This is a genomic window from Mesorhizobium sp. B1-1-1, from assembly GCF_006442955.1.
In the GTDB taxonomy this organism is placed as follows: Bacteria; Pseudomonadota; Alphaproteobacteria; order Rhizobiales; family Rhizobiaceae; genus Mesorhizobium.
In genome coordinates, this window is record NZ_VFWW01000007.1 from 217,794 (window position 1) to 244,216 (window position 26,423).

The 26,423-nt window shown below is 63.7% G+C and carries 25 protein-coding genes; 20 read left to right on the plus strand and 5 right to left on the minus strand.

What is annotated here, in order from left to right:
* The first annotated feature begins 76 nt into the window (after positions 1-76).
* From FJ986_RS16390 to FJ986_RS16400, 3 genes are read left to right on the plus strand one after another with little or no spacing between them, the layout of a single operon-like run.
* Positions 77-1,162: a glycine betaine/L-proline ABC transporter ATP-binding protein gene (locus FJ986_RS16390; RefSeq protein WP_140497895.1), complete on the plus strand. Its 1,086-nt coding sequence runs from the start codon at positions 77-79 to the stop codon at positions 1,160-1,162.
* A complete protein-coding gene (locus FJ986_RS16395) occupies positions 1,159-3,135 on the plus strand; it encodes an ABC transporter permease subunit (RefSeq protein WP_140663111.1) in 1,977 nt (658 codons plus the stop codon). Before FJ986_RS16390 ends, FJ986_RS16395 begins: the two co-directional genes overlap by 4 nt.
* Positions 3,136-3,169: 34 nt before the next feature.
* A complete protein-coding gene (locus FJ986_RS16400; RefSeq protein WP_140514715.1) occupies positions 3,170-3,547 on the plus strand; it encodes a GFA family protein in 378 nt (125 codons plus the stop codon).
* A 6-nt stretch (positions 3,548-3,553) separates the two neighbouring features.
* Here FJ986_RS16400 and FJ986_RS16405 read toward each other — a convergent pair whose 3' ends face one another.
* Positions 3,554-4,912 (minus strand): NAD(P)/FAD-dependent oxidoreductase, encoded by a 1,359-nt coding sequence (locus FJ986_RS16405; protein WP_140558273.1) that lies wholly within the window; start codon positions 4,910-4,912, stop codon positions 3,554-3,556.
* Between the two features lie 261 nt (positions 4,913-5,173).
* Between FJ986_RS16405 and FJ986_RS16410 the strand changes: the two genes are divergently transcribed.
* Together FJ986_RS16410 and FJ986_RS16415 are read left to right on the plus strand one after the other, a co-directional pair.
* Positions 5,174-5,896 (plus strand): XRE family transcriptional regulator, encoded by a 723-nt coding sequence (locus tag FJ986_RS16410; RefSeq protein WP_140497887.1) that lies wholly within the window; start codon positions 5,174-5,176, stop codon positions 5,894-5,896.
* Positions 5,897-6,008: 112 nt separating this feature from the next.
* Complete coding sequence (locus tag FJ986_RS16415; protein ID WP_140675056.1) at positions 6,009-6,377, plus strand: DUF559 domain-containing protein; 369 nt, start codon at positions 6,009-6,011, stop codon at positions 6,375-6,377.
* Positions 6,378-6,506: 129 nt separating this feature from the next.
* On the opposite strand, the gene FJ986_RS16420 is transcribed toward FJ986_RS16415, so the two are convergent.
* The 4 genes from FJ986_RS16420 to FJ986_RS16435 are packed head-to-tail and all read right to left on the minus strand — an operon-like array spanning position 6,507 to position 10,288.
* Positions 6,507-7,547, minus strand: a complete 1,041-nt coding sequence (locus FJ986_RS16420) for a DUF3445 domain-containing protein (RefSeq protein WP_140675058.1) — start codon at positions 7,545-7,547, stop codon at positions 6,507-6,509.
* A gap of 9 nt (positions 7,548-7,556) precedes the next feature.
* Positions 7,557-8,522 carry a PDR/VanB family oxidoreductase gene (locus FJ986_RS16425; RefSeq protein WP_140675061.1) on the minus strand — a complete coding sequence of 322 codons (966 nt, stop codon included), beginning with the start codon at positions 8,520-8,522 and terminating at the stop codon, positions 7,557-7,559.
* Positions 8,519-9,115 carry a dimethylamine monooxygenase subunit DmmA family protein gene (locus FJ986_RS16430; RefSeq protein ID WP_140675064.1) on the minus strand — a complete coding sequence of 199 codons (597 nt, stop codon included), beginning with the start codon at positions 9,113-9,115 and terminating at the stop codon, positions 8,519-8,521. The genes FJ986_RS16425 and FJ986_RS16430 overlap by 4 nt, the downstream gene beginning before the upstream one ends.
* Before the next feature lie 39 nt (positions 9,116-9,154).
* Positions 9,155-10,288 carry an aminomethyltransferase family protein gene (locus FJ986_RS16435; RefSeq protein ID WP_140675067.1) on the minus strand — a complete coding sequence of 378 codons (1,134 nt, stop codon included), beginning with the start codon at positions 10,286-10,288 and terminating at the stop codon, positions 9,155-9,157.
* 282 nt (positions 10,289-10,570) lie between these two features.
* On the opposite strand from FJ986_RS16435, the gene FJ986_RS16440 reads away from it, so the two are divergent.
* The 15 genes from FJ986_RS16440 to FJ986_RS16510 all read left to right on the plus strand — a co-directional run bounded on the left by FJ986_RS16440 (position 10,571) and on the right by FJ986_RS16510 (position 26,379).
* Entirely contained in the window at positions 10,571-10,852 is a 282-nt protein-coding gene (locus FJ986_RS16440; RefSeq protein WP_140497875.1) for a hypothetical protein, read from the plus strand.
* A gap of 15 nt (positions 10,853-10,867) precedes the next feature.
* Positions 10,868-11,245 carry a hypothetical protein gene (locus tag FJ986_RS16445; RefSeq protein WP_140497873.1) on the plus strand — a complete coding sequence of 126 codons (378 nt, stop codon included), beginning with the start codon at positions 10,868-10,870 and terminating at the stop codon, positions 11,243-11,245.
* A 15-nt stretch (positions 11,246-11,260) separates the two neighbouring features.
* The gene (locus FJ986_RS16450) at positions 11,261-11,422 is read left to right on the plus strand and encodes a hypothetical protein (protein WP_140551131.1); all 162 of its coding nucleotides are present in this window, start codon (positions 11,261-11,263) and stop codon (positions 11,420-11,422) included.
* Positions 11,423-11,436: 14 nt separating this feature from the next.
* Positions 11,437-12,840, plus strand: a complete 1,404-nt coding sequence (locus FJ986_RS16455; RefSeq protein WP_140497869.1) for an amino acid permease — start codon at positions 11,437-11,439, stop codon at positions 12,838-12,840.
* A 43-nt stretch (positions 12,841-12,883) separates the two neighbouring features.
* Positions 12,884-13,573, plus strand: a complete 690-nt coding sequence (locus FJ986_RS16460) for a hypothetical protein (protein ID WP_181165153.1) — start codon at positions 12,884-12,886, stop codon at positions 13,571-13,573.
* Positions 13,570-13,899, plus strand: a complete 330-nt coding sequence (locus FJ986_RS16465; RefSeq protein WP_140629160.1) for a hypothetical protein — start codon at positions 13,570-13,572, stop codon at positions 13,897-13,899. The genes FJ986_RS16460 and FJ986_RS16465 overlap by 4 nt, the downstream gene beginning before the upstream one ends.
* 86 nt (positions 13,900-13,985) lie before the next feature.
* Positions 13,986-14,882, plus strand: coding sequence for a glutamine amidotransferase family protein (locus FJ986_RS16470; protein WP_140497865.1), 897 nt, complete (start codon positions 13,986-13,988; stop codon positions 14,880-14,882).
* Positions 14,883-14,886: 4 nt separating this feature from the next.
* Complete coding sequence (locus FJ986_RS16475; protein WP_140497863.1) at positions 14,887-15,618, plus strand: GXGXG domain-containing protein; 732 nt, start codon at positions 14,887-14,889, stop codon at positions 15,616-15,618.
* A 6-nt stretch (positions 15,619-15,624) separates the two neighbouring features.
* Positions 15,625-16,953 (plus strand): FMN-binding glutamate synthase family protein, encoded by a 1,329-nt coding sequence (locus tag FJ986_RS16480; protein WP_095771140.1) that lies wholly within the window; start codon positions 15,625-15,627, stop codon positions 16,951-16,953.
* Between the two features lie 63 nt (positions 16,954-17,016).
* Positions 17,017-18,324: a type III glutamate--ammonia ligase gene (gene glnT / locus FJ986_RS16485; RefSeq protein ID WP_140675070.1), complete on the plus strand. Its 1,308-nt coding sequence runs from the start codon at positions 17,017-17,019 to the stop codon at positions 18,322-18,324.
* Positions 18,325-18,359: 35 nt separating this feature from the next.
* Positions 18,360-19,613 (plus strand): sarcosine oxidase subunit beta family protein, encoded by a 1,254-nt coding sequence (locus FJ986_RS16490; protein ID WP_140497859.1) that lies wholly within the window; start codon positions 18,360-18,362, stop codon positions 19,611-19,613.
* Between the two features lie 10 nt (positions 19,614-19,623).
* Entirely contained in the window at positions 19,624-19,899 is a 276-nt protein-coding gene (locus tag FJ986_RS16495) for a sarcosine oxidase subunit delta (RefSeq protein WP_140520863.1), read from the plus strand.
* A gap of 202 nt (positions 19,900-20,101) precedes the next feature.
* On the plus strand, positions 20,102-23,083 hold the full coding sequence (locus FJ986_RS16500) for a sarcosine oxidase subunit alpha (protein ID WP_140675073.1): 2,982 nt from the start codon (positions 20,102-20,104) through the stop codon (positions 23,081-23,083).
* Positions 23,076-23,702 (plus strand): sarcosine oxidase subunit gamma family protein, encoded by a 627-nt coding sequence (locus FJ986_RS16505; protein ID WP_140675076.1) that lies wholly within the window; start codon positions 23,076-23,078, stop codon positions 23,700-23,702. Before FJ986_RS16500 ends, FJ986_RS16505 begins: the two co-directional genes overlap by 8 nt.
* A gap of 307 nt (positions 23,703-24,009) precedes the next feature.
* Entirely contained in the window at positions 24,010-26,379 is a 2,370-nt protein-coding gene (locus FJ986_RS16510; RefSeq protein ID WP_140675079.1) for an aminomethyltransferase family protein, read from the plus strand.
* The last annotated feature ends 44 nt before the right edge of the window (positions 26,380-26,423 follow it).

Sequence of the window (26,423 nt, forward strand, 5' to 3'; positions counted from 1 at the left end):
TCGCTCCGACTGGAGAATGAGACCCGGCCGTCGATCGGCCGGGCCTCAATCGTCGATATTCCAGAAGGACGCTTGAATGCCTGACAAGACCGAACACGGACCGAACGCTGCGGGCGCGCCAAAGGATGCCCGCCCGATAAAGCTGGCTTGCCGCAATGTCTGGAAACTGTTCGGTTCGAGCGCGGCGAGTTTCATCCGCGAGCGCGACGGCAAGGCCAGCATGGCCGATGTCGCCGCTGCCGGACTGGTCGGGGCGGTACGCGGCGTCGATCTTGAAATCCGCCAGGGCGAGGTCTTCACCATCATGGGGCTCTCGGGGTCGGGCAAGTCGACCCTGGTGCGCTGCATGTCGCGTCTGGTCGAGCCGACGCACGGCAAGGTCGAGTTCGAGGGCAAGAACCTGCTCAAGATCTCGGATGCAGCGCTCATCGAACTCAGGCGCCACCGCATGGGCATGGTGTTCCAGAATTTCGCGCTGCTGCCGCATCTCAACGTGCTGGACAACATCGCCTTTCCGCTCAGCATCCAGGGGCAGGACCGTGCGACGCGCGAAGCACGCGCCCGCGAAGTCATCGAGCTTGTCGGCCTGCGCGGCCGCGAGCATTTCTATCCGCGCGAACTTTCAGGCGGCCAGCAGCAGCGTGTCGGCATCGCCCGCAGCCTGGCGACCAAGCCGGAGATCTGGTTCCTCGACGAACCGTTCTCGGCGCTCGACCCGTTGATCCGCCGCGAGATGCAGGACGAGTTGATGCGATTGCAAACCATGCTGCACAAGACCATCGTCTTCATCACCCATGATTTCGACGAGGCGACAAGGCTGGCCGACCGCATCGCCATCATGAAGGATGGCGAAGTCATCCAGATCGGCACGCCGGAGGAACTGGTGGTTAATCCCGCGACAGACTATGTCGCCGAATTCACCCGCGACGTCGACCGCGCCAAGGTGATCTCGGCGAAGAGCCTGATGCGCGCCTGCGACGGCGCCGAGCATGGCGGCACGGTGGCGCCGGAGGCCAAGATTGCCAGCTTCTCGGCCAGCATCGTGGCGGGCGGCAGACCGTTCGCGGTGATCAACGGCAGCGGCAAGCCGATCGGCGAAGTCACGCCGCAAGCGGTGATCGACCTGCTCGCCGGCATCGAGCGGTCAGGAGCCGGTGCATGACAGTAACGGCAAGCGCCAGTGGGACGAGGCCGCGACCGGCGCAGACCCGGCTGCTGGTCTGGGCCGCAGCGCTTGCCGTGGTGCTGGTCGTGTTCCTGCTCCAGGACAGTCTCCCCTGGGCTGCCAACTATCCGGCCGAGGCGATCGTGCCGGTCGCCGATTGGGTCAGCGCCCTGATGCGCTGGATAAAGATAAACCTGTCATGGCTGACGCGGTCGATCACTGCCGTGCTCGGCGTGCCGCTCGATTTCGCGCTCGACCTTCTGGCAAAGAATTTCAAGATCGGCCACGGTGCCGACGCCTATATGCTGCCGCGCCTGTCCTGGATCGGCGTCTGCGCGGCGGCGTTTGTCGCCGGGCATGCCGCTGGCGGCCGCAAGCTCGGCATGCTGGTCGGCGGCTGTTTGCTCTACATCGCGCTGTTCGGCCAATGGACCAGCGCCATGCTGACGCTGGCGCTGATTTCCATCGCCGTGCCATTCTGCATCGCCACGGGATTGTTCGTCGGCATCTGGGCCTGGCGGAAACCCTGGGCGGAGCGGCTGGTGGTCTCCCCTGCCCTCGATCTGATGCAGACCATCCCGACCTTCGCGTACCTCATCCCGATGCTGCTTCTGTTCGGCAACAGTCCGGTTTCGGCGATGATCGCCACCGCCATCTTCGCCGCGCCGCCAATGGTGCGGGCAACGATGCTCGGCCTGTCGCGGGTGCCGTCCGAGATCGACGATTTCAGCGAGATGGCCGGCTGCACGGCGCGGCAGAAACTGTGGCGCGTGCTTTTGCCGTCGGCGCGGCCGACGCTGATGGTCGGCGTCAACCAGGTGATCATGCTGGCGCTGAACATGGTGATCATCGCCTCGATGATCGGCGCCGGCGGGCTAGGCTATGACGTGTTGCTGGCGCTGCGTGCGCTGAAGGTCGGCGAAGCCATGGAAGCGGGGCTGGCCATCGTGGCGCTAGCCGTCGCGCTCGACCGGCTGAGCCAGGCCATCGCCGCCAACCATGCAAAAGGTCACGTCCACCGGCAAGTCCAGCCCGCCTTCTGGCGGCGCAATCTGACGCTGGCCGTCGCCATCCTGATCGCCACCACACTGCTTGGCCTCTTCGTGCCTGCCTTCGCGGCGGTGCCGAAGGCGATCACCTTCACCACCGCGCCATTGTGGAAAGCGGCGGTGAATTGGGTGACGATCAACTTCTTCGATATCATCGAGGCGTTCCGCGTGGCGCTGATCCTTAACGTGCTGAACCCGGTGCGCGCCTTCTGCGAGGGCTTTCCGTGGCTGGGCGCGGTGTTCCTGCTCGGCCTTGCCGGCTATCAGCTTTCCGGCCTGCGCCTGGCCGCTCTGGTGGCAGTGCTGACCGCCTTCTGCGCCGTCACCGGGCTGTGGGAAAAGACCATGGCGACGGTCTATCTCTGCGGCATCTCTGCTTTCATCGCTTGCCTGATCGGCATTCCCATCGGCCTGATGGCCGCGCGCAGCGATCGCGTCGAGAAGGTGATCACGCCCGTCATCGATACGCTGCAGGTGCTGCCCTCCTTCTGCTTCATCATTCCGGTGGTGATGCTGTTCCGCGTCGGTGACGTCACCGCGATGATCGCAACGATCGCCTTCGCCGTGGTGCCGGCGATCCGCTATACCAATCACGGCATCAGGCAGGTGCCGCCGGCGCTGATCGAGGCGGCCAAGGTTTCGGGCTGCACGCAGCGCCAGACCTTTTTTCGCGTGCAATTGCCGCTCGCGCTGCCCGAGATCATGCTGGGCGTCAACCAGACGATCCTGATGGCTTTGGCGATGATCATCATCTGCGCCATGGTCGGCACCCGTGATCTCGGCCAGGAGGTGTTCATCGCGCTGTCCAAGGCCGATTCCGGCCGCGGCATCGTGGCGGGCCTCGCCATCGCCTTCATCGGCATCGTCGCCGATCGGCTGTTCAATGCCTGGACGGCCAAGGCACGGGCGAGGCTGGGTTAAAGCTCAACCGGCGAACTTATCCAGGGAGGAAGACATGACCAGCAGGATTGCCCGCTGCACCTGTGGCCAATTGCAGATCCGCTGTCCGCAACAGCCGGCCAAAATATCGCTTTGCCATTGCCTGGACTGCCAGCGGCGCACCGGCAGTCCGTTCGGGATAGCGGCTTTTTTCGATGCCGACGCGATCGACATCGACGGCTCATCCCAGACATTCCGGCGCAATTCCGACAGCGGCTTTCCCGTCACGTTCCACTTTTGTGGAAACTGCGGCTCGACGGTGTTCTGGTATCCGTCGCGCAAACCGGAGGCGGTCGCTGTCGCGGTCGGCTGTTTCGCCGATCCGTCTTTCCCTGCGCCGACGCAAGCCGTCTATGGCGAAAGCCGCCACGACTGGGTCGTGTTGCCGGCCTGAAAGCCGCTACTCCGCCGCGACGCCCTTCACCTCCAGATAGCTCTCCATCGAATCGTCCAGCGCCTGAAGCCAAGGCGTATGGTGCAGCGGCGCCATGGTGCCGGTCATCAACGAGCGGTAGGAATGGTCGCGGAAGCTCATGATGTCTTCCACCTTGTGATGCTCCCATTCCATGAAGGTCTGGTTGACCGCCTCGACGTCGAAGCCGGGATAGTCGGTCTGGTCCATCAGTTCCTTGGTGTAGTCGCCCTGGAACCAGATCATCTGCTCGGCGTCTTCCAGCGTCTCCTCGCGCGCCCGCCATCTGGCGCCGTGCTCGGCCATTGCCTGCGCGGACGGCAGCTTGATGCGGCCCATGATGACGTCGCGCGCGAACCAAGCCTGCGCGTCGAACATGTTGAAAGTGTAGAACTGGTCCTGCATGCCAATGTAGAAAAGCTTCGGGTTCTTCTCCCAAACGACGCCTTCATAGAGATCCAGCGGCCACATGCGGTTGGCGGTCTTGAGCTTCAGGTCGTCGGTGAGGAAGGGGAAGGAATGGAGATAGCCGGTGCACAGGATGATGGCGTCGACATCCTTGGTTGAACCATCCTTGAAATGCGCGGTCTTGCCGACGACCTTCTGGAGCAGCGGCACCTCTTTCCAGTTCTCAGGCCATTTGAAGCCCATCGGCTTGGAGCGGTAGCTCGAGGTGATCGACTTCGCGCCGTATTTGTAGCATTGCGAGCCGATGTCCTCGGCCGAATAGGAGCGTCCGATGATCAGGATGTCCTTGCCCTTGAATTCCATCGCGTCGCGGAAATCGTGGCTGTGCAGGATGCGGCCGTTGAAGGTCGAGAACCCCTCGAAATAGGGAACGTTTGGCACCGAGAAATGCCCGGAGGCGACGACGACATTGTCGAACTCTTCCGAATAGGTGACGTCATTGGTGCGGTCATGCGCGGTGACGGTGAATTTCTTCGTCTCGTCCGAGAAGGTCACCATGCGCACAGGACTGTTGAAGCGCACCCATTTGCGCACGCCTGACTTTTCGACGCGGCCCTTGATGTAGTCCCACAGCACGGCGCGCGGGGGATAGGAGCCGATCGGTCGGCCGAAATGTTCCTCGAACGTGTAGTCGGCGAATTCCAGGCATTCCTTCGGCCCGTTCGACCAGAGATAGCGATACATCGAGCCGTGCACCGGATCGCCATGCTCGTCGAGGCCGGTGCGCCATGTATAATTCCACAGGCCGCCCCAGTCGGACTGCTTTTCGAAGCAGACGATCTCGGGAATGTCTGCCCCTTTGTCGGCCGCTGACTTGAAGGCCCTGAGCTGTGCCAGGCCGGACGGTCCGGCCCCGATGACGGCAACGCGAGTGTTCATGTCCGGGCCTCCATTTTTTTGATTTCCCCAGCGAAACAAATTTCACTGGCAGTGACAGTAATTGGCCCTCCGGCACTGTCAACAGCCATCTGCGGGAACGGCGTTTGCGCAAGGCGGATTCCTGGCGAAGAACCCGCATTGGCCGAAATCGCGGGATTGGCGCATGCGGCATAAGACGGCTTGCCGACGCGGCTGCGCTCATGTATCGCCACCGAATATGTTCACCTTGAGTGAAATAAATCCGCGAAGTCCGGGGGCGACATGGCGAAAAACGCTTCAAATCCAAAGGCCGGTGCTGGAGCCGGCGGCGCAAAGGCAAAGCCGCTGCCAAAGGTCTCGGTGGACGGGAAGACCATCCGCGCGCCGCTGACCCAGAACCCGCACGCCATCCGCGACACGCGTGAAAAGGTGCTGGAAGTGGCGATCGGCCGCGAGGTGCGCGCGTTCCGCAAGAAGCTCGGCATCACCGTCGCCGATCTGGCGGTCGCCACCGACATTTCGCTGGGCATGCTGTCGAAGATCGAGAACGGCATCACCTCGCCGTCGCTGACCACCTTGCAGGCGCTGTCGCGGGCGCTGGGTGTTCCCGTCACCGCCTTCTTCCGCCGCTTCGAAGAGGAGCGCAGCGCCGTTTTCGTCAAGGCGGGCGAAGGGTTGGACGTCGAGCGCCGCGGCACGCGCGCCGGCCACCAGTACAATCTGCTTGGCCATATCGGCTCAAACACCAGCGGCGTCGTCGTCGAGCCCTATCTGATCACGCTGACCGAGGATTCGGACGTGTTCCCGACCTTCCAGCACGAGGGCATGGAGTTCCTCTATATGCTGGAGGGCGAGGTCGTTTACCGACACGGCAGCAATCTCTACCCGATGAAGCCCGGCGACAGCCTGTTCTTCGACGCCGACGCCCCGCACGGACCGGAGCAGCTGACGAAACTGCCCATGCGCTATCTGTCGATTATTTGCTATCCGCAGAGCGCGGGTTAACGGGGCTCTATTTCCTTTTTTACAGCATTGGCGATTGGCGAAAGCCGAAGTGACATCCGATCTCCCCCCTTGAGGGGGAGATGTCCGGCAGGACAGAGGGGGGCGGACCGCGATGACGCATAATCTCGTATCCTCCAACAACCGCCGCGATGCGCGCAGGATGCGCAAGGTGATGACCGACGCCGAACTCAAGCTCTGGAATGAGATCAGGGCACATAGGTTGATGGGACTGGGGTTTCGGCGCCAGATGCCTATCGCCGGCCATATCGTCGATTTTGCATGCCCGGACAAAAAGCTGATCGTCGAGCTTGATGGTTCCCAGCATGGCCAAGCCGAAGCGTTGGAATTGGACGCTGCAAGAACCGCCAAGTTCGAAGCCCTGGGCTGGACCGTCCTGCGCTTCTGGAACGACGATGTTATCCGCGACATCGACAGTGTCTGCCAGCATGTCGTGATTGTGGCCGGGCTGGGCGGCGGGTGAGTTTCGCGGAGCGTTAGAGGTTGGACATTGGGCAAGGCCTGCGCTCCACGGCGCCCCCCTCTGCCCTGCCGAGCATCTCCCCCTCTTGGGGGGAGATTGGCTGCTTGGAGGGCAGCGTCAATACAGCAATCAATCCGGCCCGAATCCCGGGCTCGTCGCACTGCCATCATCCAATTTCGACAGCCACTCGACCAGTGTCGGGCGGTAGCGCGTCAGCCCCTTGTAGGTGGCAAGCTCCTCGGGCAGGTCGCGGACGACGCGGTGCAGGCGGCGCGCCCATTTCGGTTGCGTCACCAGCTCGTCCATCTTGATCAGGTAGCAGCGGATCGGGAAGACGATGGCGTTGGAGCGCGGCAGGCGCCAGAAGCTCTGCAACTCGACGCGCAGATGCACCTTGTCGCCGACATTGTCGGGCGTCACCGTCGCCCGGTCCGGGCCCCATTTGTGATAATTCTCGGGGCTGGTGTCGAGGCGCGGATTGACGGTCATGGTCCAGTTCAGGCGACGCGCCGGCTTGCCCTGCTGGATGTTGATGAGGAACTTCAGCGCCCTGACGAAAATCCCCTTTTCATGTGCCAGCGGTACCGGCGCGTGCCACTCGAAGAAGTTCATGCCGATGTCGAAGTCGAGCGACCAGTCGGCCTGGGTGGTGACCATTCCGGCATCCATCCAAAGATTGCCGTCGCGCTGGTCGAGGATGCAGAAATCGCCCTGGCTCTGGCGGGTGATGTATTCCATCGGCCCGTAAGGCAAAGTCGAGGTGTCGCCGAAGGTGAAGGTGTTGTCGATGCCGAGCGGCCGGTTGATCCAGCGCCAGCGATCGCCGTCGCGGGTCAGCGTGAAATGCTCGGGATAGCCCAGCGCCTGCTGCTCCATCAGAAGTTCGAGCAGGTCCCAGCCGGCGAGCGTCATGTGCGGCAGCGACTGGCAGCGCAGTGGATCCTCGGCCAGGACCAGAGCACGGTCCTGCATCTCGGCGACATAGTGCTCGTCGACATCGATCAGGTTTTCCAGCACGCTGCCCTTCGGACCGACGACATGCGGCTCGATGTTGACCGCATACATGTAGCTGTCTTCATGGAACGGAAACGGGAACCGCCTGATGTGCTCAGGGCTGTTCCTGAAGGTGAAGTCGTCGCGAAACGTTTCCTTGCGAAAGGTGATGCCCAAGCTCGCCTCCTATCTTTCCAAGACCAGCGATTTGCCTTCGAAGCGCGACACGCACGGCATGATCTTGCAGCCGGAGCGATGATCTTCCTCGCTCAGCCAATGGTCGTTGTGGATGAACTTGCCGTCGGACGCGATGACGTTGGTCTCGCACTGGCCGCAGACGCCGCCGCGGCAAAGATAGGGCGGATCGACGCCGGCCGCCTCGATCGCCTCGAGCAGGCTCTGCTGCTCGCCGACGCGGATGGTCTTGCCGCTGATTGCCAGCGTCACGTCGAAGGGCAATCCCGGCTGCGGCGCCGCGAAATGCTCGAAATGCACGGTCTCCGGTGGCCAGCCAAGCGCGGCGGCGCGCTCGCGCACCCAGCCGATCATGCCGGCCGGACCGCAGACATAGAGATGCGTACCGAGCGGCTGCGACGACAGCAGCCGGTCGAGATCGACGCGTTCCCCGCGGTCGTCGTGATAGAGCCGGACCCGGCGGCCGTAACGCTGTTGCAGCACATCGGCATAAGTGCCGAGCGAAGCCGTGCGGCAGGTGTAGTGCAGTTCGAAATTGCCGCCCTCGCCCGCCAACTGCGCGGTCTGGGCCATGAAGGGCGTGATGCCGATGCCGCCGGCCAGCATCAAATGTTTCTTCGCCCTGAGATCGAGTGAGAACAGATTGACGGGATAGGAGATCACCATCTCCAGCCCGGGCCTGACGCTCCGGTGCATAAACAGCGAGCCGCCCCGGCCGACATCGTCGCGACGTATCGAGATCGTGTATTCGCGCGTGTCGAGCGGCGAGCCCATCAGCGAATAGGGATTGAGCCTTGTGCGGTCGCCGTCGCGCATCTCGACCACGACATGGGCGCCACCTGAAAAGGTCGGCAACAGCTCGCCGTCGCGGCGGCGGAAATGAAAGCGGGTGACCAGCTCGTTGACGGGAACAACATCGCTGACGACGACGTCGAGCTTGGTGGTGCCGGTGCTCATCGGAAGACCTCCTCGATCGGAGGAATTTCGCTGCGATCCTCGGCATTGATGCAGACGCCCTGGAACGCCGCCAGCCGCCGCGAATAGTGGTCGCGTACCAGAAGTAGCAGGCCGCAATGCGAGCAGGTGGCGGGTTGCGTCGTTACATTTTCGGTGATGCCCTTGCAATGTACGCACTGCACGCGGCGCGCCAGCGAGCCGCGATGTTCGGTCTGGATCGCGGTGTGGTCGATGCCGGCATCGAGCGCCACCTGCATGGCCTGGCCGATCAGCCCTTCGGTACCGGCGAGATAGAGGCGCAGGCCCATATGCGCGTTATCAAGCGTCTGTTTCAGCCGCGGCAGCAGGCTGGCGAAGGACGGCGCCTGGTGGAAGCGCGCTGGTTTCAGCGCTTCGAGAGCGGCGACATGCCTGTCGTCCGGCACGGGAATGAAGACGATTTCGGCACCGTCGAAGAACCTGTCCGGAGCCGTTCTGGCCATGTCCGCTATCGCGAGCGCACCCTCGGCATCGGCGATGAAAAGATGATGCTTGCCGGGCTGCGGAGACAAGCTTCCGTAGACGGGCCGGCTGATGATCGACTTGGCTGCCATTCTCTGCTTCGCGCCTCGAACCCTCGCTTCGACTATGCCTCAGCCTTTCGCCGTGCGCTTGGTCTTCTTTGGGTCGTCGAACGGCAATGGCTGCGCCGTCGCCTTGATCGATCCGCTCCTGTTGCGGATCTCGAGCCTTGTGTCCTTGACGGCGCAGTCGACGTCGAGGCGGGCGATGCCCATCGATTTCTCGACCAGCGGCGAATACATGGCGCAGGTGACGACGCCGACTTGTCTGCCATCGCGATAGACCGGAGCGCCCTCGTCGGCCGGCTCCTTGCCGTCGAGCAACACGCCATAGATCTTGAAGCGCTCCTTGCCCTTGAGACGGTAGTGCTCCTCGGCGCCGCGAAAGCCGGTCTTGCCCGGGCTGACGGTGAAGTCGAGGCCGAGTTCCCACAGCGTGTCGCCGGGGCCTTCATTCTCGAACGGATATTTCTGCGAATTGTCGTAGGGATAGAACAGGAGATAGCTCTCGACGCGCAGCATGTCGAGCGTAGTGAAGCGGCACGGGATGATGCCGGCGCTCTTGCCCTCGTCGAGGATCCTGTCCCAGATCGTGCCGGCATCCTGGCCGCGGCAGAAGATTTCATAGCCGCGCTCGCCGGTATAGCCGGTGCGCGAGATCATCACCGGAAAACCGAAGAGCTGCGTCTGCATGTGATGGAAATAGTTGAGGTCGCGAATGCCCGGCACGTGCCTGGCAAGATAGTCGACCGCCGCCGGCCCCTGCAGCGAGAGGTCGTGCAGATTGTCGTCGAAGCGCAGCGACACGTCCCTGCCCATCGCCGCCCGCTGCAACTCCTCATGTCCGGTTCCCGAGCCATGCACCACCATCCAGCTATTCGGCCCGGTGCGGTAGAGGATGCAGTCGTCGGTGAATTTTCCCGCCTCGTTGAGCATGCAGGCATAGGCCGATTTGCCGGGATAGATTTTTTCGACGTCGCGCGTGGTGGCGAGATCGATGAGGTGCGAGGCGTGCGGGCCTGTGATGTGGACCTTCTTCAGGCCCGAGACATCCATCAGCCCGGCCTTGGTGCGGATAGCGATGTATTCCTCGTCGGCATCCTTGTCGTAGGTCCAGGCGGTGCCCATGCCGCTCCAGTCTTCGAGTTTCGAACCCAGCGCGCGATGGCGATCCGCCAGGGTTGAAAATCTCCAGGATGCCGTCATCCGATCCTCCGTTTGATATTTTGATTATGTTCCCTGCTCCTGTGCGCGTGGGCTGGAGCTTTGAGCGAATATTGATCGCAAACGCGGGAGGCCTGCAATCCCCTGAAAGCAAATAATTTCATTGTCAGGCAAATTCGTCATCCGAACAAGGCGGTTAACTCTGCGTAAATTCGTCTTGACAATTTCCGAATTCGGTCTGAATTTATGAAAAAAATTTCACTCTCTTGAAAGAGAACGGCGGGCGGTGGATTCGGAACCGGACGTCGAAAAAGGGGAAAACCGATGTCAGACCTGCAGCAGCGCATCGAGGCGCTGTACCGTTCCGACTTGCGCGGATCCGCGCTCCTGATCATCTGCCTGTGGGCGACGATCCTCTTCGTCCTCTTCATGACATGGCCGCATATCCCGCATGACGGCATCAAGGCCGTCGTCGCGATTGCCGCCGCCGCGGTGCTGATCTTCAACACGGCGGCGATCCTGGCCATGGTCAACCACTACAAGGAAGACAAGGAGTTCATCTACGGGCTCGACATCAAGAATTACGACCGCAACCGCAAATCCTGAGGGGGGGAGAGAAGCATGTCCCGCTACACGCCGCCGCAACAGAGCAAGGCCGGGCAGGTCTTCGATATCGCCGTCGTCGTGGTCGCCATCTTCGTGGCGCTGTGGCTGCCGCTGAAACTGGGATTGGCGGGAGCAGCCAAGTCCATCGATGCGCTCGACGCCAAGACCTGGGAGGCGCTCGGCCAGAACCCGACCATGGCGTCGATCTGGGAAAGGCTCGGCTATACGCCCGAGACCGCGCACGACATCATCCAGAACCGTTTCCACTACATCATCGACTGGCCGACGCTGGTTGTCATGGCAGCCGTGTTGATCGGTTATTTCGTGTTCCTGTTCCGGGCATCGGACCGCGAATATCGCGACGTCATCAACGAGAAGTTCGACGAGAAATAATCCGGGGACAAGACCATGTGGATAGCGCTCTCTTACGCATGCTGGGGCATCTCGATCGTGCTTGCGCTGTGGATGCTCTACGATTGGTTCAAGGTCGATACGACCTACTCCGAGGATGTGCTGACGTCCTCGCGCGAAGGCGAACTTGAAGCCGCTTCCGAAAAACACCGGATCTGAGTGGGGATTGATCGATGACGGTCGTGGTTGAAACTGCGGGTTCGGCAACAAATGGCGACAGGGTCTCGCTGCTTCGGGTGCTTGGCCCGGCCCATGTCTGGGCGTTGGGTGTGGGCATCGTCCTGGTCGGCGAGTTCACCGGCTGGAATTTCTCCGCCGACAAGGGCGGCGCGCTTGCCGCGCTGATCGTCTGCTGGGTCGTCGGGCTGCTCTATACCTCGGTCGCCATGATCGATTCCGAAGTGACGTCGACGGTCGCCGCCGCGGGCGGCCAATATGCGCAGGCCAAGCACATCGTCGGGCCGCTGATGGCCTTCAACGTCGCGCTGTTCCTGGTCTTTGCCTACACCATGCTCGAAGTGTCGGACGCCATCCTGCTCGGCGACACGATCGTCGCCAAGGCGGGCGTCGAGGGCCTCACCCACAACTCCTTCATCGCCGCCACCATCGTCGTCCTGGCATGGCTCAACTATCGCGGCGTGCTGATGACGCTCAACGTCAACTTCGTCATCACCGCGATTGCCTACATCTCCATCGTCATCCTGTTCTTCTCGGTCAGCCCGTGGACGCAAGGCGCGGTGCTCAAGCTCAACGAGTTGGTCACCCCAGAGAACGCGCTGCCCTATGGCTGGATCGGCGTCATCGCCGCTTTCCAGTTCGGCATCTGGTACTATCTCGGCATCGAGGGCACCACGCAGGCGGCCGAGGAAGTGCGCTCGCCCGCGCGCTCGCTGCCTTATGGCACGATGGCCGGCATGATCACGCTTCTGATCGCCGCCGCCATGACCTGGTATGTCTGCGCCTCGCTGATGCCCTGGGAATATCTCGGCATCACTTATTATCCGCTGTGGGACGCCGGCAAGCTGACCGGCAACCCGCTGCTGGAAAACCTGCTGTTCATCGCCACGCTGCTTGCCGCACTGGCGTCCGCCAATGGCTGCATCAACGACGCGGCGCGCGCCTGGTTCTCGCTCGGCCGCGATCGCTACCTGCCGAGCTGGTTCTCGGCGGTGCACCCGAGATACCGCACACCCTACCGCTCGATCCTGTTCCTGCTGCCGATCGCGCTCGCCTTCGCCTTTATCGCCGACCTCAACCAGGCGATCACCTTCTCGATCCTGTCCGGCGTGCTGCAATATACGTTCATGAGCATCAACATCATGATGTTCCGGAAGAAGTGGCCTCTGGGTTCGATCCGCCGCGGCTACACGCATCCCTTTCACCCGCTGCCGGCGATCGTCTTGTTCTGCCTGTGCGTGGTCACCTTCTTCGCCATCTTCCTCGGCTTCGGCTCGCAGCTCATCGCCATGGTCGCGTTCTATTTCCTGATCTCGCTGTGGTTCCATTTCTACCGCTACAAATTCGTGCGGCGCGGCGACCAGTTCACCATGCCGTGGCCGAAACCGCAGGGCTATTGATGGGAGTAGGCCCGTCCAAATTGGGCGGGCCTGGCATGACGAAATGTCCGAGGTGACGTCAGCACTGCTTGCCGGGGCGGCTGTCCTGGCTCTCGTCCTGCACTTTGCCTGGCTGGCACGCCGCAGCCGCGACAGGGCTGCCGTGGCGCGCGCCGCCGACCAGGCCAGCATCCGCGCCGTCATTGCCGACGCCGAAGATGTCTCGGACGGTACTGCCGGCGTCGTTACGTGGGAAGGCTCGTGGAACGGCCAGCGCGTGCAGTTGCGCACCATCGTCGACACGCTGGCGACGAGAAAGCTGCCGGCGCGCTGGCTCAGCGTATCGATAACGGAGAAAACAGCCGTGCCCGGCACCTTCGACATGATGATGCGGCCGGGCTCGCCGACGACGTTCTCCAATTTCGACCATCTCGACCACACGCTGCCGAAGGCGCCCGGCTTTCCCGCCGAGGCGGTGCTTCGAACGGACCGCAGAGGCGTGCGCTTCCCGCAAAACATCATCGCCGACCATCTGGAGCCCTTTTCAGAAGGACGCGCCAAGGAGCTACTGATCACGCCAAAGGGTGTGCGTATCGTCTGGCTGCTGGCCGAAGCCGAGCGGGCCCGCTACGGTGTCTTCCGGCAAGCCGCTTTCGGTGACGCGCAAATCGACCCGGCGCTGATCTCGCGGCTGCTCGTATCCCTTTCGGGACTGCGCGACGCGATCAACAGGAACGAACGGAAAGCGGCATGACCAGCGCAACCCCCTCGCCCGGACCTACCAGCCCATATATCGTCCTGGGCGCGGCAACCCTGCTGCCGGGCAGCGGCCACGTCATGCTGGGCGTTCCCACGCGCGGCCTGCAGTTTCTTTTCTTCATGGTCATCCTGGCCTGGGTGACGGCGAAGATCGCCCCGCCCGACGCCAGCTTTGTCGGCCGCCACGCCGGCGGCTTCCTGATCTATGCGCTGTCGATCCTCGACGCCTACAAGATGGCTCGTATCCGGACCGCCAAATGGGCCCATTCCATGCGCCGACAAGGCGATGGGCCGCCGGATGGGACAAAACACAACGCGTAACGAGAGGAATATTTTTTTCATACCAATTGAATTCCCCGAACTCATTCGATACATCATTTTTAGCTACAAAGGGTCTGGAGGCTGGCATGTGCGGAATCGTTGGACTTTTCCTCAAGGACAAGGCGCTGGAGCCGCAGCTCGGTGCGATGTTGTCGCAGATGCTGGTATCGCTCAGCGATCGCGGACCCGACAGCGCCGGCATCGCGATCTATGGCGCGCCGTCCCGCAACGAGGCCAAGATCACCATCCAGTCGCCGAGGCCGGAGCGTGATTTCCGTGGACTGGACGCCGAACTCACCAAGGCGCTCGGCGTGCCGGTGAGCGTCATGGTAAAATCGACGCATGCCGTCATCAGGACCACGCCCGAAAAGGTCGATGCCGCGCGTGAGACCATCCAGTCGCTCAGGCCCGACATCCGCATCATGGGTGCCGGCGAAGCCGTGGAAATATACAAGGAAGTCGGCTTGCCCGAGGCTGTGGTCGACCGCTTCGACATCCGTGGGATGACCGGAACGCATGGCATCGGGCACACCCGCATGGCGACGGAATCGGCGGTGACGACGATGGGCGCGCATCCGTTCTCGACCGGCGCCGACCAGTGCCTGGTGCACAATGGCTCGCTGTCCAACCACAACAACGTTCGCCGCGAACTGGTCCGCGAAGGCATGAAATTCGAGACCGAGAACGACACCGAAGTGGCGGCCGCCTATCTCTCCTCGCAGATGGCGCATGGCAAGAACCTCGGCGAGGCGCTGGAGGGCACCCTCTCAGATCTCGACGGTTTCTTCACCTTCGTCGTCGGCACCAAGAACGGCTTCGGCGTGGTGCGCGACCCGATCGCCTGCAAGCCCGCCGTGATGGCCGAGACGGACCAGTATGTCGCCTTCGGCTCGGAATATCGCGCGCTGACCAAACTGCCCGGCATAGACAATGCGAGAGTCTGGGAACCGGAACCCGCAACCGTCTATTTCTGGGAGCATTGAGTTCATGCCGGCAACAAAACTTTCAACCGCGGCGGCGAGCGACCATGCCTCCCGGGTGTTCGACCTGGACCAGATGTCGCTGCGCGAGCTCAACCAGGCACTGCACAATCTGACGCCAGGCTCGAACGAGACCGCCTGGGAAGTGTTGAACCCGAAGGGCAGCCATTCGGTCGCCGTTGGCGTCGACCAGCCGGTCAGCATCGATGTGCGCGGCAGCGTCGGCTATTACTGTGGCGGCATGAATTCCGGCAGTGCCATCACCGTGCATGGTTCGGCGGGACCCGGCGTTGGCGAAAACATGATGTCGGGGTCGATAACAGTCAAAGGCGACGCCAGCCAATATGCCGGCGCCACCGGCAAGGGCGGGCTGCTCGTCATCGAGGGCAATGCGTCCTCGCGGTGCGGCATTTCGATGAAAGGCATCGACATCGTCGTGCACGGCAATATCGGCCATATGTCGGCCTTCATGGCGCAGTCCGGCAATCTGGTGGTGCTGGGCGATGCCGGCGACGCGCTCGGCGATTCCATCTACGAGGCACGGCTGTTCGTGCGCGGCAAGGTCGGCAGCCTGGGTGCCGACTGCATCGCCAAGGAAATGCGGCCCGAACACCTGGAATTGCTGCAGGGCCTGCTCGACCGCGCCGGCGTCACCGGTGTCAAGCCGTCTGAATTCAAGCGCTACGGCTCGGCGCGCACGCTCTACAATTTCAATATCGACAACGCCGACGCGTATTGAGGCAGCATGACCTATCGCAACCCGCCGACGACGCCGCGCAAATCCGCGACTTTCGACGACTACACGCTTTCCGAGATCCGCCGCGCCGCGGCCACCGGCATCTATGACATCCGGGGCGCCGGCGCCAAGCGCAAGCTGCCGCATTTCGACGACCTTCTGTTCCTGGGCGCATCGATCTCGCGCTATCCGCTCGAAGGCTATCGCGAGCGCTGCGACACATCAGTCGTGTTGGGCTCACGCCATGCCAAGAAGCCGATCGAGCTGAAAATCCCGATCACCATCGCCGGCATGAGCTTCGGCTCGCTGTCGGGCCCGGCCAAGGAAGCGCTCGGGCGCGGCGCGACGCTGTCGGGCACCTCGACCACGACCGGCGACGGCGGCATGACCGAGGAAGAGCGCGGCCATTCCAAGCAGCTCGTCTACCAATACCTGCCGTCGCGCTACGGCATGAATTTGCGCGATCTGCGCCGCGCCGATGCCATCGAGGTCGTCGTCGGCCAGGGCGCCAAGCCCGGCGGCGGCGGCATGCTGCTCGGCCAGAAGATCTCCGATCGCGTCGCCGAGATGCGCACGCTGCCCAAGGGCATCGACCAGCGCTCGGCCTCGCGCCATCCCGACTGGACCGGGCCGGACGATCTCGAGATCAAGATTCTCGAACTGCGCGAAATCACCGACTGGGAAAAGCCGATTTACGTCAAGGTCGGCGGCGCCCGCCCCTATTACGACACAGCGCTTGCGGTGAAGGCCGGCGCCGACGTCGTCGTCGTCGACGGCATGCAGGGCGGCACGGCGGCGACGCAGGAAGTGTTCATCGAGAATGTCGGCCAGCCGACGCTCGCTTGCATCAGGCCGGCGGTGCAGGCGCTGCAGGATCTCGGCATGCATCGCAAGGTGCAGCTGATCGTCTCGGGCGGCATCCGCAACGGCGCCGATGTCGCCAAGGCGCTGGCGCTCGGCGTCGACGCGGTCTCCATCGGCACGGCTGCCCTTGTCGCGCTCGGCGACAACGATCCCCGCTGGGAGGCGGAGTACAACGAGCTCGGCACCACATCAGGCGCCTATGACGATTGGCACGAGGGCCGCGACCCGGCCGGCATCACCACGCAGGATCCCGAACTGATGAAGCGGGTCGATCCGGTGGCCGCCGGCCGCCGGCTGGCGAACTATCTCAAGGTGATGACGCTGGAGGCGCAGACCATCGCCCGCGCTTGCGGCAAGAACAGCCTGCACAATCTCGAACCCGAGGATCTCGTCGCGCTCACGATCGAGGCCGCCGCGATGGCCGGCGTGCCGCTGGCCGGCACCAACTGGATACCGGGGAAGAACGGCTTCTGATCAACAAAGGGCCGAAGGCCATATGCTCTAGGGCCAACAATCGACAAAAAATGGGGAACTTCCGTGACAGTTGATCTTGCAGAGTTCGCAAGGGCGAAAAACGTCAAATATTTCATGATCTCCTACACCGACCTGTTCAGCGGGCAACGCGCCAAGCTGGTGCCGGCGCAGGCGATATCAGATATGCAGAAGGATGGCGCCGGCTTCGCCGGTTTCGCTACCTCGCTCGACCTCACGCCGGCACATCCCGACATGCTGGCGGTGCCGGATCCGAATTCGGTTATCCAGCTGCCCTGGAAGCCTGACGTCGCCTGGGTCGCCGCCAACTGCATCATGGACGACAAGGAGGTCGACCAGGCACCGCGCAACACGCTTAAGCGACTGATCGCGGAAGCCGCTAACGACGGCATGCATGTCAAGACCGGCGTCGAGGCGGAATTCTTCCTGATCTCGCCCGACGGCAAAACGATCTCCGACGAATATGATACGGCGGCGAAACCATGCTACGACCAGCAAGCGTTGATGCGCCGCTACGACGTCATCGCCGAGATCTGCGACCACATGCTGGCGCTCGGCTGGGGCGCCTACCAGAACGACCACGAGGATGCCAACGGCCAGTTCGAGATGAACTGGGCCTTCGACGATGCGCTGGCGACCGCCGATAAGCATTCTTTCTTCAAGTTCATGGTCAAGTCGATCGCGGAAAAGCACGGCCTGCGCGCCACTTTTATGCCCAAGCCCTTCCAGGGACTGACCGGCAATGGCTGCCATGCGCACATCTCGGTGTGGGACAAATCAGGCAAGACCAATGTCTTTGCCGACAATTCGATGGAGCTCGGCCTGTCGGCCAACGGTAAGCACTTCCTCGGCGGCATCATGAAACATGCCTCGGCTCTCGCCGCCATCACCAACCCGACCGTCAATTCCTACAAGCGCATCAACGCGCCTCGCACCATTTCGGGCGCCACCTGGGCGCCGAACACGGTGACCTGGACCGGCAACAACCGCACCCACATGGTGCGCGTGCCCGGCCCCGGCCGCTTCGAGCTGCGGCTGCCTGATGGCGCGGCCAACCCTTATCTGCTGCAAGCCGTCATCATCGCCGCCGGCCTCGACGGCATCCGCTCCAAGGCCGATCCCGGCAGGCGCTACGACATCGACATGTACCAGCATGGTCACACGGTGGAGGGCGCGCCGAAATTGCCGCTCAACCTGCTCGACGCGTTGCGCGAATTCGACAATGACAAATCGCTCAAGACGGCGCTGGGTGAGGAATTCTCGTCGGCTTATCTAAAGCTGAAGCACCAGGAATGGAATTCCTATGCTTCGCACTTCACGCAATGGGAGCGCGACCACACGCTGGATATCTGACCGGCGCAGCGTGCGAGCGACCTCGGAATGAACGTATGAAATATTCGATCTTCTCGCTCGCCCGCGCCGCCTTCTCCGGCCACAAGAACTGGCAGCGCACCTGGCGCGACGCCAGCCCGAAGGACCGCTACGACGTGGTGATCATCGGCGGCGGCGGGCATGGTCTGGCCACCGCCTGGTTCCTCGCCAGCGAGTACGGCATCAGGAATGTGGCCGTGCTGGAAAAGGGCTGGATCGGCTCCGGCAATGCCGGCCGCAACACCACCATCATCCGCTCCAATTACGGCCTGCCCGGCAACACCGGCTTCTACGAATTGTCCATGAAGCTGTGGGAACGGATGGAGCAGGACCTCAACTACAACACGATGGTCAGCCAGCGCGGCGTCATCAATCTCTACCATTCCGATGCGCAGCGCGATGCCTATGCGCGGCGCGGCAACACGATGCGCATCAACGGCATCGATGCCGAATTGCTCGACCTTGCCGCGGTCAAGAAGATGATGCCGTTCCTGAATTTCGACAATGCGCGCTTTCCCGTGCAAGGCGGGCTCTTGCAGCGGCGCGGCGGCACGGCGCGGCACGACGCGGTGGTCTGGGGCTACGCCCATGCGGCGAGCGCGCTCGGCGTCGACATCATCCAGAATTGCGAAGTGACGGGCTTCGTGCGCGACGCCAACGGCAAGGTGACCGGCGTCGAGACCTCGCGTGGCAAGATCGGCGCCGGGAAAGTCGGCATGGCCGTCGCGGGCTCCTCCTCGCGTGTCGCCGCGATGGCGGGCCTGCGCCTGCCGATCGAAAGCCATGTGCTGCAGGCCTTCGTCTCCGAGGCGATCAAGCCGCTCATCCCCAATGTGATGACGTTCGGCGCCGGCCATTTCTACGTCAGCCAGTCGGACAAGGGCGGCCTGGTCTTCGGCGGCGACATAGACGGCTACAATTCCTACGCCCAGCGCGGCAATTTGCCTGTGATGGAAGACGTCTGCGAAGGCGGCATGGCGCTGATGCCGATGATCGGCCGCGTGCGCCTGCTGCGCCAGTGGGGCGGCATCATGGACATGTCGATGGACGGCTCGCCGATCATCGACAAGACGCCGGTCGACGGGCTCTACCTCAATGCCGGCTGGTGCTATGGCGGCTTCAAGGCGACGCCGGGCTCAGGCCTCGTCTTTGCCCACCTGCTGGCCCGCGACCAATCCCACAAGGAGGCCGCCCGCTTTCGCCTCGACCGGTTCCGGTCTGGTGCGATGATAGACGAAAAGGGCCAGGGCGCCCAACCGAACCTGCACTGAAGGCCCTGCCATGCGCATCACCTGTCCCTTCTGCGGCGAACGCGACCTCGGCGAGTTCACCTATCTCGGCGACGCCAAGCCGATGCGTCCGGAGGCTGGCGCTTCGGAGGACGACGTCTTCGACTACGTTTACCTGCGCGACAATGTCGCCGGCGTGATGGACGAGAATTGGTACCACGGCGGCGGCTGCCGAGCGTGGCTGAAGGTCACCCGCAACACGCTGACGCACGAAATTTCGGCCGTGGAGCCGGCGGCGGGCGCCGGGGCGAGGCAGGTTGCGAAATGAATTTTTCTGTCCAGCTCAGCGCCGCGGTGAAGGCCGGTACGTCTTTACCTCCCCCTTGTGGGGAGGTCGGACCGCAAGTCCGGGTGGGGGTCGGTGCCGCCCCCCCACCCCGCTGCTTCGCAGCGACCCTCCCCACCAGGGGGAGGGTAAGAAGCGGCAGGGCGATGAGGGGCAGCGCGACGCCAGTGCATGGGGCTGCATCGTGATTTCCTCCCAGTCCAATCGTCTCTCCACTGGCGGCCTCGTCGATCGTTCGTCACCGCTGAGCTTCCGCTTCGATGGCAAGACGTTCTTCGGCTTCGAGGGCGACACGCTGGCGTCGGCGCTGATCGCCAACGGCGTCAAGCTGGTCGGCCGCTCGTTCAAATACCACCGTCCGCGCGGCATTCTGACCGCCGGCTCGGAAGAGCCCAACGCGCTGGTCGAACTGCGCACCGGCGCACGCCGCGAGCCGAACACCAAGGCCACGACCGCCGAGCTCTATGAAGGGCTCGAGGCAGCCAGCCAGAACCGCTGGCCGTCGCTCCATTTCGACGTGATGTCGGTCAACCAGCTCTTCGCGCCGATCTTCGTCGCCGGCTTCTACTACAAGACCTTCATGTGGCCGGCCAAATTCTGGGAGGCGATCTACGAGCCGGCGATCCGCCGCGCCGCAGGCCTCGGCCGCGCCGCCGGCGTTGCCGATCCCGACCACTATGACAAGGCCTGGGCGCATTGCGACGTGCTGATCGCCGGCTCCGGCCCGACCGGGCTTGCGGCGGCCCTTGCCGCCGGCCGCTCCGGCGCCCGCGTCATCCTGTGCGAAGAGGATTTTATTCCCGGCGGCCGCCTGCTCTCGGATGGCGGCACGATCGACGGGCTGCCGGCAGCCGAGTGGCTGTCGCGAACCCTGGCGGAACTCGAGGCAATGCCCGATGTCCGCATCATGACCCGCACGACGCTGTTCGGCGTCTACGATGGCGGCACCTATGGCGCGATCGAGCGGGTCAACGACCATCTGCCCTCGCCGCCCGAGCACCAGGTGCGCCAGCGCATGTGGCGCATCGTGGCCAGGCGTTGCGTCGTCGCGGCCGGCGCCCTCGAGCGGCCGGTCGTCTTTGCCGGCAACGATACGCCCGGCGTGATGATGGCTTCGGCCATGCGGACCTATGTCGCGCGCTATGCCGCCGCGCCGGCAAAACGCATCGCGCTGTTCACCAACAATGAGGATGGCTGGCGCACGGTCGAGACAGTACTCGGCGCAGGCTTGCAGATTGCGGCGGTCATCGACGCACGGCCTGACGTCTCGCCCGCCCATCGTTCGCTCGCCTCGAAGAGCGGCTTCCCGGTGCTGCATGGCGCCGTCAGCCGTGCGGACGGCGGCAAGGACGGTGTGAGGAAAATCTCCGTCTCTCTCACCGGCGGCGCGCGAGCCGAAGTGGAAGCGGACGGGCTTGCCGTCTCCGGCGGCTGGAACCCGGCGGTCGGGCTCACCTCCTATCATCGCGGCCGGCCGAAATGGCGCGACGACATCGCCGCCTTCGTGCCCGACGGAGCGCCTCCCGGCATGGTCGCCGCCGGTGCAGCCAATGGCTCGTTCGGTCTCGGCGCCTGCCTGGCGGGAGGGTTTGCAGCAGGCGCGGCGGCCGCGCTCGACGCCGGGCGCAGCGGCAAGGCCGGCACAGCGCCGATCGCCGATGACGAGGCGTTCTCGTTGACGCCGCTCTGGCATGTCGCCGGCAAGGGCAAGGCGTTCGTCGACCAGCAGCACGATGTCACTGCTTCCGACATCGAACTAGCGCAGCGCGAGGGCTTCGAGTCGGTCGAGCATCTGAAGCGCTACACCACGCTCGGCATGGCGACCGACCAGGGCAAGACCTCCAATGTCGCCGGCCTTGCCATCATGGCCGCGGTGTCGGGCAAGTCCATTCCCGAAACCGGCACCACGATCTACCGCCCGCCCTATGTGCCGGTCGCGATCGGCGCCTTTGCCGGCCATCACCGCGACGAGACTTTCCACGCCACAAGGCTGACGCCTTCGCATCACTGGGCCGTCGAACAGGGTGCCGTCTTCGTCGACACCGGCCTGTGGAAGCGCGCGCAATGGTATCCGCGCACGGGCGAGAAGGACTGGCTGGAATCCGTCACACGCGAGGTCAAGGCGGTGCGTTCCGGCGTCGGCTTCTGCGATGTCTCGACGCTCGGCAAGATCGACGTGCACGGCCCCGATGCCGGCGCCTTCCTCGACCGCGTCTACATCAACACCTTCTCCAGCCTCGCCGTCGGCAAGGCGCGCTACGGGCTGATGCTGCGCGAAGACGGGTTCGTCTACGACGACGGCACGACCTCGCGGCTGGCCGAGGATCATTATTTCCTCACCACCACCACCGCCAAGGCCGGACTGGTGATGCAGCATCTCGAATTCTGCCGGCAGGTGCTGTTTCCCGAATTGGACGTGCAACTGGCCTCGGTCTCCGACCAGTGGGCGCAATTCTCGATCGCCGGGCCGAAGACCCGAGATCTGCTGAAGGAGATCGTCGACCCGACAGAGGATCTGTCGAACGAGGGCTTCCCGTTCATGGGCGCGCGCGAAGTTGCGTTGCGCGGTGGCATCAAGGCACGGCTGTTTCGCATTTCCTTCTCCGGCGAAATGGCGTTCGAAATTTCGGTGCCGGCGCGCTATGGCGAGGCGCTCGTGCGCAATCTGATGCTGGCCGGCAAGCCGTTCGGCGTGACGCCATACGGCACCGAGGCTCTTGGCGTCATGCGCATCGAAAAGGGCCATGTCGCCGGACCGGAACTGAACGGCACGACCACGGCCGCCGCCCTCGGCCTGGGCAAGATGATGTCGACCAAGAAGGATTTTGTGGGCCGCGTCATGGCCGGGCGCGAGGCGCTGGTCGCGCCGGACCGGCAGGTCGTCGTCGGCATCAAGCCGACCGACAAGGCGCGGCGGCTGCGCTCCGGCGCGCACATCGTTCCGAAGGGCCAGACGCCCGGACCTGACAACGACCAGGGCTATGTGACCTCGGTCTGCTTCTCGCCGACATCGGATCAATGGATCGGGCTTGCTCTTGTCGAGCGTGGCCGCGAGCGCATCGGCGAGATCGTGCGTGCGCACGATCCGCTGCGCGCAGAGGAGTATGATGTCGAACTGTGCAATCCCGTCTTCTACGATCCGGATGGAGGGCGCCAGCGTGGCTGAATTTACCTGGGACATCCGCAGCCCGCTCGACCGAACGCTGGTCGCGGGGCCATATGGCGCGCATGGCGAGGCCGGTGTGTCGCTGATTGAGATCCGCAATTTCGACCTCGTGCAAGTGATGGCGCGGCGCGGCAAGGCGGGTGACCTGGCCAAGGCGGCGAATGCGCGTTTCGGCATTGCCGCTCCGGATACGCCCAAGGCGGTGCGGATTGCGGATGCCACGCTGATCTGGTCCGGGCCGGATCAGTTTTTCGTGCTGTCGAAGAGTGGCAAGCACGGGATGAAGGCGCTTGCTCCTCTGCTTGCCGGATCGGCTTCGCTGTCCGACCAGTCGCATGCGCGGGCGCTGATCAGCATCTCCGGTGACAAGGCGCGGGCGATGTTGGCCAAGCTTTCATCGCTCGATCTGCATGCCGGTGTGTTCGCGGTCGGCTCTGCCGCCGCAACCTCGATGGATCACACCAGCGTCTCGCTCTGGCGTGGGAATGATCGGGCGGACGGACAGCCGATGTTCAACGCTCTGGTCTTCGCGACCTTTGCCGAGAGCCTGTGGCACACGATGCTCGATGCGGCGGCGGAATATGGTGTGGATATCAGCCATTCCGAGGAAGTGACGTAGCCTTGCGCGCGCCCTTCCCTTCTCCCCTTGTAGGAGAAGGTGGCCGCGCGGAGCGAGGTCGGATGAGCGGTGCTCCAGCTTGGCAATGACGGCACTCCGTCACCCACCCTCTCAACCGTCTCGGCGCCGGGCACTGATCCATCGCCCTGGGGCGAGCCACGGATCTCGCCCCGTCCTTCAGACCCCACAAGGGGAGAAGGAAGAACCCAGTCCACCACCGCCTTGCCAAACCCACCCGCACTGCTATTCTTGCTGCTAAAATAATTTCACACACAGGCAAACTTGTTTCTCGAACCGCAAGGCTGAGATGAGCCAGTCGCCCTACCCTGCCGTCGCATCCGGACCACCCCGGCCGAGCCTGATCCTGCGGCCCGGCCAGATCGCGCTGCCGCCGGGCATGGAGCGCTATACGGTCCAGGGCAATGGTGCGGTGCTGATCGAGGTCGAGGCCGGCGACACCATCACTGTGCGCAATGTCGAGGGCGGCCAGGCTTGCGAACTGCTGGCATGGGATGGCACCGGTGCGACCGATCCCTCCATCCTCGGGGAAAAATCCAACAGCAATGCCGCCGGCATCAAGGCACTGCTTGCCGAGGGCGATGACAGCCTCGCGTCCCTGCGGCGCGGGCTCGCGCGCCGGCAGGTGCGGCTCGACCAGGCCAAGGCGGTGCGCGTATTCGGCGGCGCCACGCCGGCCGGCACCGAACAGGCTTTCACCATCGTGCGCGTCGGCTCGGTGGTGATTGCCGCGCCCGGCGGGCCGATGCTGGTCGACGGCCATGATACGGCGACGCCGCTTACCGTGATCGTGCGGCGTGCCACCATCCGTCCGGCGGCGAAGTCGCTATTGGCTGACCCGCTCGCCGATCCGGTGCTCGATTTGCGCGTCCATTCGGCGACGGCGGAATCCTACTTCGTCAAAGCCGGCGACTATCTGCAGATCATCGACGTCGACGGGCGCCAATGCACCGACTTCCAGTGCTTTTCGGCGCGCAAGCTGGACAAGGGGCTCGACCATCCGCTCGATGTGACGACGACACGCACGCTGATGGGCGCGAGCTATCCGACGCCGGGGCTGCACTCGAAATATTACGACCAGGACATGGAGCCGCTGGTCGAAGTGGTGCAGGACACATGCGGCCGGCACGACGCCTTCGCGCTCGCATGCGCCGCCAAATATTACGATGACATCGGCTATCCCGGCCATGCCAACTGCTCGGAGAACTTCAACCGCGCGCTGTCGGACAAGGGCGTCACGCCACGCGCCGGCTGGATGGCTATCAACTTCTTCTTCAACACGGCGATCGACGCGCATGGCATCATGGTCTCCGACGAGCCATGGTCGCGGCCCGGCGACTATGTGCTGCTGCGGGCCCTGACCGACATCGTCTGCGTGTCCTCCGCCTGCCCCGACGACACGACGCCGGCCAACGGCTGGGACCTGACCGACATCCATGTGCGCACCTATTCCGGCCAGCACAAATTCTCGCGTGCGATCGCCAGACGCATGACGCCCGATTCGGAACCGAAAATGACCCGCGAGACCTCCTTTCATTCGAGCTTTGCCAAGCACACCCGCGACTTCGTCGAGTACAGGGGCTATTGGCTGGCCAACTCCTTCGCCAGGGAAGGCGCGATCGCCGAATACTGGGCCTGCCGGCAGGACGCCGTGATCATGGACCTGTCGCCGCTGCGCAAATTCGAGGTCACCGGCCCGGATTCCGAAGCGCTGCTGCAGTACACGCTGACCCGCGACGTCAAGAAGCTCGGCGTCGGCCAGGTCGTCTATTCCGCCATGTGCTACGAGCATGGCGGCATGATCGACGACGGCACGCTGCTCAGGCTCGGCAAGGACAATTTCCGCTGGGTCGGCGGCGACGATCTGTCCGGCGAATGGCTGCGCGAGACGGCGACAAAGCTCGGCCTCAACGTGCTGGTACGCTCGTCCACCGACCAGATGCACAATATCGCCGTGCAGGGGCCGAAGAGCCGCGATATCCTGAGGAAGGTGATCTGGACCTCGCCGCTGCAGCCGTCGATCGAGGAACTGGAATGGTTCCGCTTCGCCGTCGCGCGCATCGGCGGCGGCAATGGCGTTCCGGTCGTCGTCTCGCGCACCGGCTATACCGGTGAACTCGGCTACGAGATCTGGTGTCATCCGCGCGACGCCGAAAAGGTCTTCGACGCGATCTGGGCCGCCGGCCAGCCGCATGGATTGAAGCCGATGGGCCTGCAGGCGCTGGACATGGTGCGCATCGAGGCCGGGCTGATCTTCGCCGGTTACGAGTTCTCCGACCAGACCGACCCGTTCGAGGCCGGCATCGGCTTCACCGTGCCGCTGAAGTCCAAGACCGACGACTTCATCGGCCGCGAGGCGCTGATCCGGCGCAAGGAGAACCCGCAGAACAAACTGGTCGGGCTCGACATCGATGCCAACGTCGCGGTCGGCCATGGCGATTGCGTGCATGTCGGCCGCGCCCAGATCGGGGTCGTCACGTCGGGCATGCGCTCGCCGGTGCTGAACAAGACCATCGCGCTGGCGCGGCTCGATGTCACCCACGCCGCCATCGGCGCGCGAGTTGAAATCGGCAAGCTCGACGGCCACGCCAAGCGGCTGCCGGCGCGAGTCGTGGCCTTCGCCCATTACGATCCGCAGAAGACCAGGCCGCGTTCCTGACCGCGGCCTTCCGGGCATACGGGATTGCCCGTCGGCGGCGCCGC

Coding starts and splice junctions, on each gene's coding strand:
- FJ986_RS16445 (WP_140497873.1), top strand. CDS start 10,868: ATGTCCCGCTACACGCCGCCGCAACAGAGCAAGGCCGGGCAGGTCTTC.
- FJ986_RS16390 (WP_140497895.1), top strand. CDS start 77: ATGCCTGACAAGACCGAACACGGACCGAACGCTGCGGGCGCGCCAAAG.
- FJ986_RS16455 (WP_140497869.1), top strand. CDS start 11,437: ATGACGGTCGTGGTTGAAACTGCGGGTTCGGCAACAAATGGCGACAGG.
- FJ986_RS16410 (WP_140497887.1), top strand. CDS start 5,174: ATGGCGAAAAACGCTTCAAATCCAAAGGCCGGTGCTGGAGCCGGCGGC.
- FJ986_RS16490 (WP_140497859.1), top strand. CDS start 18,360: ATGAAATATTCGATCTTCTCGCTCGCCCGCGCCGCCTTCTCCGGCCAC.
- FJ986_RS16395 (WP_140663111.1), top strand. CDS start 1,159: ATGACAGTAACGGCAAGCGCCAGTGGGACGAGGCCGCGACCGGCGCAG.
- FJ986_RS16460 (WP_181165153.1), top strand. CDS start 12,884: ATGTCCGAGGTGACGTCAGCACTGCTTGCCGGGGCGGCTGTCCTGGCT.
- FJ986_RS16435 (WP_140675067.1), bottom strand. CDS start 10,288: ATGACGGCATCCTGGAGATTTTCAACCCTGGCGGATCGCCATCGCGCG.
- FJ986_RS16440 (WP_140497875.1), top strand. CDS start 10,571: ATGTCAGACCTGCAGCAGCGCATCGAGGCGCTGTACCGTTCCGACTTG.
- FJ986_RS16425 (WP_140675061.1), bottom strand. CDS start 8,522: ATGAGCACCGGCACCACCAAGCTCGACGTCGTCGTCAGCGATGTTGTT.
- FJ986_RS16470 (WP_140497865.1), top strand. CDS start 13,986: ATGTGCGGAATCGTTGGACTTTTCCTCAAGGACAAGGCGCTGGAGCCG.
- FJ986_RS16415 (WP_140675056.1), top strand. CDS start 6,009: ATGACGCATAATCTCGTATCCTCCAACAACCGCCGCGATGCGCGCAGG.
- FJ986_RS16480 (WP_095771140.1), top strand. CDS start 15,625: ATGACCTATCGCAACCCGCCGACGACGCCGCGCAAATCCGCGACTTTC.
- FJ986_RS16400 (WP_140514715.1), top strand. CDS start 3,170: ATGACCAGCAGGATTGCCCGCTGCACCTGTGGCCAATTGCAGATCCGC.
- FJ986_RS16475 (WP_140497863.1), top strand. CDS start 14,887: ATGCCGGCAACAAAACTTTCAACCGCGGCGGCGAGCGACCATGCCTCC.
- FJ986_RS16430 (WP_140675064.1), bottom strand. CDS start 9,115: ATGGCAGCCAAGTCGATCATCAGCCGGCCCGTCTACGGAAGCTTGTCT.
- FJ986_RS16465 (WP_140629160.1), top strand. CDS start 13,570: ATGACCAGCGCAACCCCCTCGCCCGGACCTACCAGCCCATATATCGTC.
- FJ986_RS16405 (WP_140558273.1), bottom strand. CDS start 4,912: ATGAACACTCGCGTTGCCGTCATCGGGGCCGGACCGTCCGGCCTGGCA.
- FJ986_RS16495 (WP_140520863.1), top strand. CDS start 19,624: ATGCGCATCACCTGTCCCTTCTGCGGCGAACGCGACCTCGGCGAGTTC.
- FJ986_RS16510 (WP_140675079.1), top strand. CDS start 24,010: ATGAGCCAGTCGCCCTACCCTGCCGTCGCATCCGGACCACCCCGGCCG.
- FJ986_RS16450 (WP_140551131.1), top strand. CDS start 11,261: ATGTGGATAGCGCTCTCTTACGCATGCTGGGGCATCTCGATCGTGCTT.